A 12,028-nucleotide genomic window follows, 5' to 3' on the forward strand; every position below is an offset into this window, starting at 1 on the left:
TGCTCGACACCTAACCGGCCGTCGCGTTGGGCGGCGGCGGTCGCGGCTAGCACCGGCGCCAACGGTTCCCCGGTCAACGCGCGCCGCTCGCCTAGATCGGCGGCGTCGCGTACCCGGCGACCGGCTTCGGCGCGGCTGATCAGCGTGGCCTCGGCGATCGCGTGGGACAGTTTGCCGCCCAACTCCGCCGGCGAGGCTTCGCGCTGGAGTTCGTTGATCAGTGGGTGTTCACCGGCGGACAGGCGGCGCCGGACGTTCTCGTAGCGGGCCAGCCGGTCCAGCCGTTCGCGGGTGTCCAGCATCGAGGAGTCCAGCCCGAGCACGGCATCGAGGGCGGCGTCCAACGCATCAAAGGCCACCGTGATGGCCTCTCGATCCGCGACGACACCTGAACTCATGCCCCGAAACTTATCGGCACCCACCGACAAAAAACCCCGCCCAGGGACTACTGAAACGAAAGTGACACAAGAGAATTCACCCGTGTGCACTAACGGCGATTGTCGCTACGAGGCGGGCAAATCACCGGGTGGTCCAAACACTGCGGTAGGCGGCCACCCTCAGAATTTCAGGCCGGAGTACATGACCTGGTTGGGATCGTACTTCTGACGCACGGAGGTCAGTTGCGACAGATTCGAGCCGAAGTAGCGCGCCGCCGGGGAGTTGGGCTCCAGATAGTTGACGTAACCGCCGACCGAAAACTGTTGTACCGCTTGGTGCGCTGAACTCAGCCACTGCGTCGCGGCGGCGACCTGGTTGGCGGCGGGCTCGACATACCACTGCAGGACCGCGGACTGCCGGCGCCACGGAAACGCCGAATCCCCCGGGGCGACGTCGGCGATGGCACCACCGAGCGGATCCACCAGCAGCGACGCCTTCCCGGCCGATGCGGGCCACTGCCCGATCGCGGTCGCAATAGCATGCGCCGCAGCAGAATTCACGGTGGTGATCACGTCGGATCCGGCCACGAAACCCCGCGGCGGCGAAGTCGAGCTGCCACCGGCCAGATACGTCACGAGGTCCATTCGGTTCATCGTCTTGTTGGTCACCGCACTGGGCTGCAACCCGACCGCGGCCTTGATCGCGTCGACCACGCCGGACGCGCCGCCGGCAGGGCAGGTCGCCAGGATATGGCAGTCAGGCTGGGGCGAGCCGACTGCGAGATCAACCATGGCCCAAGCGTTTCGGTCGGCACCGTTCAGCCAGTTCTGCCAGCCGACGAGTACCTGGACCGCCGACGACGGGGCGAACTCCAGCCGGATCACGTCGGTGTCGCCGGTCGGGAAGGTCGCGAAGGTCATCGACGTCGTCACCCCCATGTTGCCGCCACCGCCCCCGCGAAGCGCCCAGAACAGGTCCGGATGATCGTTGGCGGACGCGGTGACCACGTCGCCGCTGGGAAGCACCACAGTGGCCGACTGCAACGCGTCGCAGGCCAGGCCGGCATGCCGGGAATCTGCGCCGATCCCGCCGCCGAGCGTCAGCCCCGCGACACCGACGGTGGGACAACTGCCGGTCGGCACGCCGCGACCGGCCCCGGCGCAAACCTGGTGCACCGCCCACAGATTCGTCGCCGGGGTCACCGTGACGTTGCCGCCGTCGAGGTTCGCACCGCCCGGCAGTCCGCGCAGGTCGAGCATCATCGCGCCGTTGGCGCTCGATGCGCCGATGTAGGAATGCCCACCGCCGCGTGGTGCCACCTTGAGCTTGTTCGCCGTCGCGAAGGCGACCGCCTTCTGGACGTCGGCTTGCGAGGACACCGCCACGATCGCCGCGGGGCTGGAGTTGTTGTAGAACGAGTTGAAAACCTGCTTACTCGAGACGAATTGGGCGCCGTTGGCCGGCAGCACGACACTGCCGCCGATGGTGGAGGCTAAACCGCTCCAGCTCGCGACGGCGGCACCGGGGTCGGCGGCAGCCCGCGTGGTCCCGAGCACCGCTCCGGACGCCAACATTGAAACGGCGCCACGCAGAAACGTCTGGCGCGAGATGCCACGATCCATGATGCCGAATTCTTAACTATTTCTCACCGAAGGGCACGACGCCGGCGCAGGTGTCGGATCACAGTGTGGCTTCGATTGGCTGGGACGCGATCCGCCTTCGCCGGTAACGCTTTCCGCGCAATAACCGATGTCTCAGAAGCATCGCGCTCACGAAACGCATAGTGTGCAAACCTTGATCTCCCCGTGTCGTAAATGTGACAGCCGTAGACCAGTCTTGCCAGAGTGATTTGAGTGCCTTCCGAGCACTCCGCGACAGATGGGGAAGCTGTCATGAAAGCAGTTGCAGCTGCGCATGGTTGGGTCTGGATGTTTCGTCAGCAACCCCTGCCGCTTCGCGTGCTGACCGCGGTGGCCGGGCTGCTCGCCGTCGCCGCGGCGTTTGGTTCGCCGCCGGCCGAGGCGGACGCCAACGCTGACGACAGCTTCATCGACGCGCTGAACCACGCCGGCGTCGACTTCGGCCAGCCCGGCAACGCGATGGCCGTGGGCGAATCCATCTGCCCGATGCTGGCCCAGCCCGGCGGCAGCTTCGCCGGGGCCGTCACCAGCGTCCGACGCCAGGGCATGTCACCGGCGATGGCTCAGATGTTCACCACGATCGCGATTCAGTCGTATTGCCCACAGGTGATGGCGAACTTGGCCAGCGGCAATATGCCCAACATGCCCGGCGGCATGATGCCCGGTGGCATGCCGAACATGCCCGGTGTGATGCCGAACATGCCGGGCGGCATGACGCCTGGCGGCATGATGCCCGGGGGCATGCCGAACATGCCCGGCGGCGCGATGACCAACCTGCCCCAGATAACGGGCCCCGGGATCTAACCCGTACCGAGCGGATCGATGGTCCAGGCGATATAGACCATCGCGGCCCCGACCGTCGCGGTCGTCATGAAGTCAATGCCCTTACTGCGCACCGCCAAGAGCCCGGCGCGATCATCCGATAGCACCAAACGCAATATCGCGGCGACACCGACGGCAATGCCGATCAGCAGCGAACCACGACGCCAGAAGTTGGCGCCCACCAACGCGAATGCCGTCACGAAGATCAGCCCGACCAGCAGGATCGGCCACTGAGCTTTGGCCGCGGTCTTCGCCGAAGTCATTGTCGCTCGGCCAGCTCGACCACGTTCGTCAGCAGGAATGCCCGGGTCAGCGGGCCGATGCCGCCCGGGTTCGGCGACACCTGACCGGCGACCTCCCACACGTCGGGATGCACGTCGCCGGTGAGCTTGTCGTCCACCCGGCTGACGCCGACGTCGAGCACCGCGGCGCCCGGGCGAACCATGTCGGCGGTCACCAGGTGCGGCACGCCGACGGCGGCGACGATGATGTCAGCCTGCTTGGTCAACGACGGTAGGTCGCGAGTTCCGGTGTGGCACAACGTTACTGTCGCGTTCTCCGTGCGCCGTGTCAGCAGCAGGCCCAGCGGCCGGCCGACCGTGACGCCGCGGCCGATGACGACCACGTGCGCACCGGCGATCTCGACGTCGTAGCGGCGCAGCAGGTGCACGATGCCGCGCGGGGTACATGGAAGCGGGGCCGGATTATTGAGCACCAGCCGGCCCAGGTTCGTCGGGTGCAAGCCGTCGGCGTCCTTGGCCGGATCGATGCGCTCCAGCGCGGCGTTCTCGTCGAGATGCTTGGGCAGCGGCAACTGCACGATGTAACCGGTGCAGTCGGGGTTGGCGTTGAGCTCGTCGATCGTCTCGTTCAGCTTGGCCGTGGAGATGTCGGCGGGCAGGTCGCGACGGATCGAGGTGATGCCCACCTTCGCGCAGTCGGCATGCTTACCGCGCACGTAGGCCTGGGAGCCCGGATCATCGCCGACCAGGATCGTGGCCAGTCCGGGCGTGCGCCCCGCCGCGGTGAGTGCCGCGACCCGTTCCTTGAGGTCGACGAAGATCTCGTCGCGGGTGGCCTTGCCGTCCAGTGTGATTGCGCCCACGCCTGCCAGTCTGGCACGTCATGGGCGGTGCCTCATGACGGCGACCCGTCCCCCGCAAGCGGGAGGTGCCCCAACGCCCTACTTCGCAACCCTTGCGATCGCCGTTACGCTCCTCGCATGGCATCTGCTCAGCCCCAGATTCCCGACGTATTCAGCCCAGCCAAGCTGGGTCCGATCACGCTGCGCAACCGGACCATCAAGTCCGCGACGTTCGAAGCACGCACGCCCGGCGCTCTGGTGAGCGACGACCTGATCGAGTACCACCGCGCGCCGGCGGCCGGCGGGGTCGGCATGACGACCGTCGCCTACCTCGCCGTCTCCCAGGGCGGACGCACCGAGGGCAACGGGCTCTGGATGCGCCCCGAGGCGGTACCCGGATTGCGCAAGCTCACCGACGCGATCCACGCCGAGGGTGCGGCGATCAGCGCGCAGATCGGCCACGCGGGCCCGGTCGCGAACGCCAAGTCCAACAAGGCCAAGGCGTTGGCGCCGGTGCGGTTCTTCAACCCGATCGGAATGCGGTTCGCTAAGAAGGCAACCCGCGACGACATCCAAGACGTGATCACCGCACACGCCAACGCGGTCCGGCTTGCCATGGAAGCCGGCTTCGACGCGGTCGAAATTCATTTGGGGCACAACTATTTGGCGAGCTCGTTCCTGTCGCCGTTGATCAACCGTCGCAACGACGAATTCGGCGGCTCCTTGGAGAACCGGGCCAAGGTCGCGCGCGGCATCGTGATGGCCGTTCGCCGCGCGGTGGACAAGGAAGGAACGCCGATCGCGGTCACGGCCAAGCTCAATATGGCCGACGGCGTGCGCGGCGCCATCAACACCGAAGAGTCGCTGATCACCGCCAAATGGCTGGAAGAAGACGGCGGCCTGGACGCGATCGAACTGACCGCGGGCAGCTCGCTGGTCAACCCGATGTATCTGTTCCGCGGCGACGCGCCGATCAAGGAGTTCGCCGGCGCCTTCAAGCCGCCGCTGCGCTGGGGCATGCGCATGACGGGCACGAAGTTCTTGCGCGAATACCCTTACCGCGAGGCGTATCTGCTGCGCGACGCCAAGCTGTTCCGGGCCGAACTCAAGATGCCGCTGATCCTGCTCGGCGGCATCACCAACCGCGAGACGATGGACCTCGCGATGGCCGAGGGATTCGAATTCGTCGCGATGGCCCGCGCGCTGCTGGCCGAGCCGGACCTGATCAACCGGCTCGCGGCCGACGGCGCCCAGCACAGCGTCCATTCGGCGTGCACACACTGCAATCGGTGCATGCCGACGATCTACACGCGCACCCGCTGCGTCGTCACCGGAGCGCCCGACAACAGCTGATTCGCGGCCACAGCCGACCCGACGTGCCGCGTTGGTGCAAAAGCGGAAATAGGTCCACGAGCTAGAGTTGGGGCGATGAATTCACCAGCCCCGCCGGCGCTGACCGTCCGGCACGACGGGTCGGAACGCACTTTCGCAGCAGGTCACGACGTGGTGGTGGGGCGCGATCTCCGGGCCGACATGCGCATTACGCACCCCCTGATTTCACGCGCTCACCTGTTGCTGCGCTTCGACCAGGGCCGGTGGCTGGCGATCGACAACGGTTCACTCAACGGCACTTTCGCTAACGGCAGGAGGGTGCCCGTCGTCGACATCCACGACGGGCAGAGCGTCAACATCGGAAACCCGGACGGCCCGCTGCTGACGTTCGAGGTCGGGCGCCATCAAGGGATGGCCGGACGCCCGCCGCGGACCGAGTCGATGGGCATTCCGGCCGCGGCCGCGTCCGTCGCAACGGCGTGGCCTTCGTCACAGGCGTCGGGGCAACCGGGCCATCCGCTGGCCGCTCCGCCCGGGCGCCAGACTGCCTGGAGCGGGAGTCCCGCGCCACGTCCGCAGCCCGGCGCGCCGGCCCAGCGGCCGGGACCACCGGGGCAACCGGTGTATCCGACGTCGGTGGGTCGCCCACCCGCCTATCCCCCGAATGGCCCCCCACCGCCCGGCGGCCCGCCTCCCCCGCCGATGCCGGCCGCACCGCGAACGCAGATGGCGCCGGTCGTCGCCGAGCCCAAAGCCGCGCCGGAGGTGGGGAATCTGGCGACCAAGATGTTCCAGGCGCTGCTGCCGTCCCGGTCCGGTGCGATGCACAAACCCACCGGCGCGCAGACGATCGGGCGCGCCACCGACAACGACATCGTCATCCAGGACGTCTTGGCCTCGCGCCATCACGCGTTCTTGCTCCAGACGCCGCTGGGCACCGAGATCCGCGACGCACACAGCGTCAACGGGACCTTCGTCAATGGCGTCCGCGTCGGCTCGGCGGTGCTGACCGAGGGCGACGTCGTCACGATCGGAAACGTCGACCTCGTCTTCAGCCGCGACACCCTGGTGCGCCGCACCGAAGCGGCGACGCGCACCGGCGGCCTTGAGGTGAACTCGGTCTGCTACACCGTCGAGCAGGGCAAAAAGCAACTGCTGGACCACATCTCGCTGACCGCCCGCCCCGGGACCCTGACCGCGATCATCGGCGGGTCCGGCGCCGGCAAGACGACGCTGTCGCGGCTGATCGCCGGCTACACCAGCCCGACTTCCGGCACGGTGACCTTCGAGGGCCACAACATCCACACCGAGTACGCGTCGCTGCGCAGCAGGATCGGGATGGTCCCCCAAGACGACGTCGTGCACCGCCAGCTCACCGTCAACCAGGCGCTGGGTTACGCGGCCGAGCTGCGGCTGCCGCCGGACACCAGCAAGGCCGACCGCGAACAGGTGGTGGCCCAGGTGCTCGAGGAACTCGAGCTGACCAAGCACGCCGACACCCGCGTCGACAAGCTCTCCGGCGGCCAGCGCAAGCGCGCCTCGGTGGCCCTCGAATTGCTCACCGGGCCGTCGCTGCTGCTGCTGGACGAACCCACCACCGGTCTGGATCCGGCGCTGGACCGTCAGGTGATGATGATGCTGCGTCAGCTGGCCGACGCCGGCCGCGTGGTGCTGGTGGTCACCCACTCGGTGTCCTACCTCGACGTCTGCGATCAGCTGCTGCTGGTGGCCCCGGGCGGCAAGACGGCGTTTCTCGGTCCGCCCAGCCAGATCGGCGCCGCGATGGGCACTACCAACTGGGCCGACATCTTCGCCAAGGTGGGCGCCGACCCGGATGAGGCCAACCGCCGCTTCCTGGCCGAAAACCAGCAAAAGCTGCCGCAGGTGCCGTCCGAGCACAGCCCGGCGGCCGATCTCGGTGAAGCGCCGCACGCCAACGCCTTTCGACAGTTCTCCACGATCGCGCGGCGCCAGATACGGCTGGTCATCTCCGACCGCGGCTACACGGTGTTCCTCGCGTTGTTGCCGTTCCTGATCGGCATTTTGACCCTCACGGTTCGCGGCAACAGCGGATACGGCATGTCCGATCCGCTGGGCAATAATCCCGCCCAGCCCGACCAGATTCTGGTGATGCTCAACGTCGGTGCGGTGTTCATGGGTACCGCGCTGACCATCCGCGACCTGATCGGCGAGCGGCCCATCTTCCGCCGAGAACAGGCAGTCGGCCTGTCCACGGGTGCCTACATGGGCGCGAAAATCGTGGTGTTCTCGACGTTCGCGATCGTCCAGGCCGCGATCGCGACGATCATCTCGGTGATCGGATGGGGCAAGCCGATCTCGAACGCCGTGATCCTGGGCGACGTCAACTTCGAACTGTTCGTCACCGTGGCGGCGACGTGTGTGGGTGCGGCACTACTCGGCATGGCGCTGTCGGCGCTGGCCCAATCCCAAGACCAGATCATGCCGATGCTGGTGGTGTCGATCATGAGCCAGCTGGTGTTCTCCGGCGGCATGATCTGGGTAACCAACCGGGCCGTGCTCGACCAGTTGTCGTGGGTCACGCCCGCCCGCTGGGGCTTCGCGGCGTCGGCGTCGACGATCGACACGCACCGGCTGATCCCGGGGCCGACGGACCCCAAAGACCAGCACTGGAATCACACCAAGAGTGCGTGGCTGTTCGATATGGCCATGCTCGGAGTCCTGTGCATAAGCTATAGCGCGATCGTGTGGTGGAAGATCCGGCTGAAACGACGCTGAACTGATGAATGCGCCTGCGCAATCGATACTGACCGTTCGATCCAACCGATCGGAGGTCAGTTTCGCTCCCGGCGGCGACGTCATCGTCGGTAGCGACGTCCGCGCCGACCTACGCGTAGCGCATCCGCTGGTCGCGCGGGCACACCTGTTACTGCGCTTCGATCACGGCAGCTGGGTCGCGGTCGACAACAGTTCGCGGGGCGGCATTTTCGTCGACGGACGGCGGGTGCCGACCGTCGAGGTCCGCGACGGCCAGGGCATCAACCTCGGCGCCCCCGACGGACCGCGGATCGTCCTGGCGATCGGCCACCATCGCGGCAACGTGGGCGTGCTGCCGCCCACGTCGCAAGCCGTTCCGACGGTCCCGCCGGCCGACCCCGGCGCCCGGCCGGTGCCGCCGCAGCACACGCCCTACGTGGACCCGCCCACCGACGCGGTGCACACCCGAGCCGTGCCGATCGTGCGGCCCACCGTGACGACCCAGGCCGTCCCGAACGATGCGACCCGGGTGGCCAAGCCCACCGGCACGGACATGTCGCAGTTTCCGACCAGGGTGATGAAGATCGTCGGACCCGAGTCGGGCGTACAGGCGCCGGCCGGGGGCACCGCCTGGATCGGTCGCGAACTCGACAACGACATCGTCATCCACGACGTGCTGGCCTCGCGCCACCACGCGTTCCTGGAGCCGACCCCGGCCGGCATCGAGATCCGGGACGCCAACAGCATCAACGGAACGTTCGTGAACGGGGTGCGGGTCGGGCAGGCCCTGCTTTCCGAGGGCGACGTGATCACGATCGGCAATGTCGACCTGGTGTTCAGCGCCGGCCTGCTGGCCCGTCGCCAGGACGCGGCGACCCGCACCGGCGGCCTGGAGGTACGCGACGTCGGCTTCGCGATCAACGGCAAGGATCTGCTGCAGCAGATCACGATGACGGCCCGGCCCGGCACGCTGACGGCCATCATCGGCGGGTCGGGCGCCGGCAAGTCGACGCTGTCGCGGCTGATCGCCGGCTACACCACCCCGACCGCGGGCGCGGTCACCTTCGAGGGCCACAACATCCACACCGCCTACGCCTCGCTGCGCAGCAGGATCGGGATGGTCCCCCAAGACGACGTCGTGCACCGCCAGCTGACCGTCAACCAGGCGCTGGGCTATGCGGCCGAGCTGCGGCTGCCGCCGGACACCAGCAAGGCCGACCGCGAACAGGTGGTGGCTCAGGTGCTCGAGGAGCTGGGCCTGACCGCGCACGCCGAGACTCGGGTCGACAAGCTCTCCGGCGGGCAGCGCAAACGCGCCTCGGTCGCCCTCGAGCTGCTCACCGGGCCGTCGCTGCTGATCCTCGACGAGCCGACCTCGGGGCTGGACCCGGCGCTGGACCTGCAGGTCATGACGATGCTGCGCCAGCTCGCCGATGCCGGCCGCGTCGTGCTCGTCGTCACGCACTCGCTGACCTATCTCGACGTCTGCGACCAGGTGCTGCTGATGGCGCCCGGCGGCAAGATCGCGTTCCTCGGCCCACCCAGCGATATCGGGGACGCGATGGGCACCACCAACTGGGCCCAGATCTTCGCGAAGGTCGGCGCCGATCCCGACGAGGCCAACCGCCGGTTCCTGGAACGCCAGGACCACACGCCTCCCATCCGGGCCGAGACGCCGGCCGACCTGGGCACCCCGTCGCGCACCAGCATGCTGCACCAGTTCTCCACGATCGCGCGGCGCCAGATTCGGTTGATCATCTCCGATCGCGCCTACTTCGCCTTCCTGGCGGTGTTGCCGTTCATTCTGGGTGCGCTGTCGCTCACCGTTCCCGGCCATAGCGGCTTCGGGATCGGCGACCCGAACAGCGAGACGCCCGACGAAGCCGCCCAGATCCTGACGCTGATGTCGATCGCCGCCGTCTTCATGGGTACGGCGCTGACGATCCGCGATCTGATCGGCGAACGCCCGATCTTCCAGCGCGAGCAGGCCGTCGGCCTGTCCACCGGTGCCTACCTCTGCGCCAAGATCACGGTGTTCTGTGCGTTCGCGATCATCCAGGCGGCGATCGCGACCGGCATCGTGTTGATCGGCAAGGGCGCTCCCAAACAGCCGGCGGTGCTGCTCGGTAATGCCAGCTTGGAGCTGTTCGTCACGGTCGCCGCGACGTGCGTGGCCTCGGCGATCCTCGGGCTGGTGTTGTCGTCGATCGCGCGCTCCAACGAGCAGATCATGCCGCTGCTGGTGGTGTCGCTGATGCTGCAGCTGGTGCTCGCCGGCGGCCTGATTCCGGTGACCGGCCGGCTCTTCCTCGACCAGCTGTCCTGGCTGATGCCGTCGCGCTGGGGCTACGCGGCGTCGGCGTCCACGGTGAACCTGCGGCTGCTGGTCCCGATCGGACCGAAGGACAGCCACTGGGCGCACACCGAGAGCGCGTGGCTGCTCGACATGGGAATGCTCGGCGCGCTGTCGGTGATCTACTCCGTCGTCGTGTGGTGGCGCATCCGGCTCCGCCGTTAGTCCGACTTGCCGTTAGTCCGACTTGGCGTCTGGGCCCCCGTCTAAGCGCAGCCCGTGCGCCAACGCGAACGCCATCGCCTGGGGTACGTCCACCCGCACACCGGTCAGGGTGGCGGTGCGCCACAACGCCGGATCGGCTGTCGCGCCGCGCAGGTCGGCGTCGTCGAGGCGGGTACCGGTGGTCCGCGCTCCGGACAGGTCGGCGCCGCGCAGCACGGCCTTGCGCAGGTCGGTCTCCACCAGGCTGGTCTCGCGCAGCCGGCAGCCGCTGAGGTCGACGCCGCGCAGGTCGTTGCCGCCCAGCACCGCGAGCGTGAAATCCACTTCGTCGAAGGTGATCGGACGCAGCCGGCACTGCACGAAGACCGATCCCAGCATGCTGCACTGCGCAAACATGCTGTGCCACAGCGTTGTTCGCTCGAACTTGCAGTTACGGAAGGCGGAGCCGCGGTGCACCGACTCGGCCAGGTTGGCGCCGCTGAAATCGCATTCGTTGAACACCACCCGTTCGGTGCGCAACCGGCCCAAGTCCTCGTCGCGCAAGTCGCGGCCGGTGAACTCGCAATCGGCCCACTGCAGCACCGCGGTCAAGCCGTCAGACTCTGCAGTGCGTACTCGCTGATCGCGATCAGCGCATCGGTGGCCGACCGGCGATCCCTGGCGTCAACACCGATCACCGGAATGTGCGGGGACAGGGCCAGCGCTTCGCGTATCGCCGCAGCGGGATACCTTGGCGCACCGTCGAATTGGTTGACCGCAATCAGGAACGGCAGATTGCGGTGCTCGAAGAAGTCCACCGCGGCGAAGCTGTCCTGCAGCCGGCGGCAGTCGACCAGCACGATCGCACCGATGGCACCGCGCACCAGGTCGTCCCACATGAACCAGAACCGCCGCTGGCCGGGCGTGCCGAACAGGTAGAGCACCAGGTCGCGGTCCAGGGTGATCCGGCCGAAGTCCATCGCCACCGTGGTGGTGCGCTTGTCGGGGGTGGCTTCGAGCATGTCGACGCCGGCCGAGGCGTCGGTGACGATCTCCTCGGTGCGCAGCGGCATGATCTCCGAGACCGCCCCGACGAACGTGGTCTTACCGGCGCCGAACCCGCCGGCGATGACGATCTTCGTCGAGGCGCTGGCGCCGGAGTCAGAGTGCTTTGAGGCCACGCAGGGTCCTCCCTATCAGTTCGTGGCGCTCATCACGGGTCGACTGCTCGGTCAATGTTGCGTGCACCCGAAGGTAACCGGACAGGACCAGATCACCGACCAGCACGCGCGTGACCCCGATCGGCAGGTTCAGCCGGGCCGACACCTCGGCGACGGACGGGCTCTGCACGCACAGTTGGATGATCTTGCCTCTCGCATCGTCGGCGGGCCAGCGGTGCGCCCGCCCGGCCCGCAACGTCTCAACCGGCGCTTCCAGCGGAATGTCGACGCCCGCGTTCGTCCGCCCGGCCGTCAGGGTGTACGGGCGGACCAGGCTCGCCTCACGCGCGGGCGGCCCGGCTTCGCGTTTGTCCATCGC

Annotated in this window: 11 protein-coding genes; 4 read left to right on the plus strand and 7 right to left on the minus strand. The window is 67.8% G+C overall.

Features of this window, described 5'->3' with window-relative positions; translation table 11 throughout:
* Positions 1-398: DUF222 domain-containing protein (locus tag AAHS21_RS00005; protein ID WP_342925712.1), on the minus strand; the 398-nt coding region annotated here is incomplete at its 3' end.
* Positions 399-557: 159 nt separating this feature from the next.
* The gene (locus AAHS21_RS00010) at positions 558-2,000 is read right to left on the minus strand and encodes an FAD-binding oxidoreductase (RefSeq protein WP_342925713.1); all 1,443 of its coding nucleotides are present in this window, start codon (positions 1,998-2,000) and stop codon (positions 558-560) included.
* Positions 2,001-2,270: 270 nt separating this feature from the next.
* Here AAHS21_RS00010 and AAHS21_RS00015 point away from each other — a divergent pair, with 270 nt between their 5' ends.
* Positions 2,271-2,822, plus strand: coding sequence for a DUF732 domain-containing protein (locus tag AAHS21_RS00015; protein WP_342925714.1), 552 nt, complete (start codon positions 2,271-2,273; stop codon positions 2,820-2,822).
* Here the strand turns inward: AAHS21_RS00015 and AAHS21_RS00020 are convergent.
* Both AAHS21_RS00020 and AAHS21_RS00025 read right to left on the minus strand, forming a co-directional pair.
* Positions 2,819-3,103: a DUF3017 domain-containing protein gene (locus AAHS21_RS00020; protein WP_342925715.1), complete on the minus strand. Its 285-nt coding sequence runs from the start codon at positions 3,101-3,103 to the stop codon at positions 2,819-2,821. The genes AAHS21_RS00015 and AAHS21_RS00020 overlap by 4 nt on opposite strands.
* The gene (locus tag AAHS21_RS00025) at positions 3,100-3,945 is read right to left on the minus strand and encodes a bifunctional methylenetetrahydrofolate dehydrogenase/methenyltetrahydrofolate cyclohydrolase (RefSeq protein WP_342925716.1); all 846 of its coding nucleotides are present in this window, start codon (positions 3,943-3,945) and stop codon (positions 3,100-3,102) included. Before AAHS21_RS00025 ends, AAHS21_RS00020 begins: the two co-directional genes overlap by 4 nt.
* A gap of 117 nt (positions 3,946-4,062) precedes the next feature.
* Here AAHS21_RS00025 and AAHS21_RS00030 point away from each other — a divergent pair, with 117 nt between their 5' ends.
* From AAHS21_RS00030 to AAHS21_RS00040, 3 genes are all read left to right on the plus strand, one after another.
* Entirely contained in the window at positions 4,063-5,277 is a 1,215-nt protein-coding gene (locus tag AAHS21_RS00030) for an NADH:flavin oxidoreductase (protein ID WP_342925717.1), read from the plus strand.
* Between the two features lie 75 nt (positions 5,278-5,352).
* Positions 5,353-8,013 (plus strand): ATP-binding cassette domain-containing protein, encoded by a 2,661-nt coding sequence (locus tag AAHS21_RS00035; RefSeq protein WP_342925718.1) that lies wholly within the window; start codon positions 5,353-5,355, stop codon positions 8,011-8,013.
* Between the two features lie 4 nt (positions 8,014-8,017).
* Entirely contained in the window at positions 8,018-10,510 is a 2,493-nt protein-coding gene (locus AAHS21_RS00040; RefSeq protein ID WP_342925719.1) for an ATP-binding cassette domain-containing protein, read from the plus strand.
* Positions 10,511-10,522: 12 nt separating this feature from the next.
* Here AAHS21_RS00040 and AAHS21_RS00045 read toward each other — a convergent pair whose 3' ends face one another.
* Genes AAHS21_RS00045 through AAHS21_RS00055 form a run of 3 tightly spaced genes read right to left on the minus strand, consistent with a single transcriptional unit; the run spans position 10,523 to position 12,025 of the window.
* Positions 10,523-11,092, minus strand: a complete 570-nt coding sequence (locus AAHS21_RS00045) for a pentapeptide repeat-containing protein (RefSeq protein ID WP_342926516.1) — start codon at positions 11,090-11,092, stop codon at positions 10,523-10,525.
* A 5-nt stretch (positions 11,093-11,097) separates the two neighbouring features.
* Positions 11,098-11,670 carry an ATP/GTP-binding protein gene (locus tag AAHS21_RS00050; RefSeq protein WP_342925720.1) on the minus strand — a complete coding sequence of 191 codons (573 nt, stop codon included), beginning with the start codon at positions 11,668-11,670 and terminating at the stop codon, positions 11,098-11,100.
* Positions 11,651-12,025 (minus strand): DUF742 domain-containing protein, encoded by a 375-nt coding sequence (locus AAHS21_RS00055; RefSeq protein WP_342925721.1) that lies wholly within the window; start codon positions 12,023-12,025, stop codon positions 11,651-11,653. The genes AAHS21_RS00050 and AAHS21_RS00055 overlap by 20 nt, the downstream gene beginning before the upstream one ends.
* Positions 12,026-12,028: the final 3 nt, after the last annotated feature.

Origin of the sequence: Mycobacterium sp. 050272 (assembly GCF_039023525.1) — a bacterium.
Lineage (GTDB): Bacteria > Actinomycetota > Actinomycetes > Mycobacteriales > Mycobacteriaceae > Mycobacterium.

Bases quoted from the DNA above. Each gene is read 5' to 3' on its own strand.
- AAHS21_RS00010 (WP_342925713.1), bottom strand. From the start codon at position 2,000: ATGGATCGTGGCATCTCGCGCCAGACGTTTCTGCGTGGCGCCGTTTCA.
- AAHS21_RS00015 (WP_342925714.1), top strand. From the start codon at position 2,271: ATGAAAGCAGTTGCAGCTGCGCATGGTTGGGTCTGGATGTTTCGTCAG.
- AAHS21_RS00020 (WP_342925715.1), bottom strand. From the start codon at position 3,103: ATGACTTCGGCGAAGACCGCGGCCAAAGCTCAGTGGCCGATCCTGCTG.
- AAHS21_RS00030 (WP_342925717.1), top strand. From the start codon at position 4,063: ATGGCATCTGCTCAGCCCCAGATTCCCGACGTATTCAGCCCAGCCAAG.
- AAHS21_RS00035 (WP_342925718.1), top strand. From the start codon at position 5,353: ATGAATTCACCAGCCCCGCCGGCGCTGACCGTCCGGCACGACGGGTCG.
- AAHS21_RS00040 (WP_342925719.1), top strand. From the start codon at position 8,018: ATGAATGCGCCTGCGCAATCGATACTGACCGTTCGATCCAACCGATCG.
- AAHS21_RS00055 (WP_342925721.1), bottom strand. From the start codon at position 12,025: ATGGACAAACGCGAAGCCGGGCCGCCCGCGCGTGAGGCGAGCCTGGTC.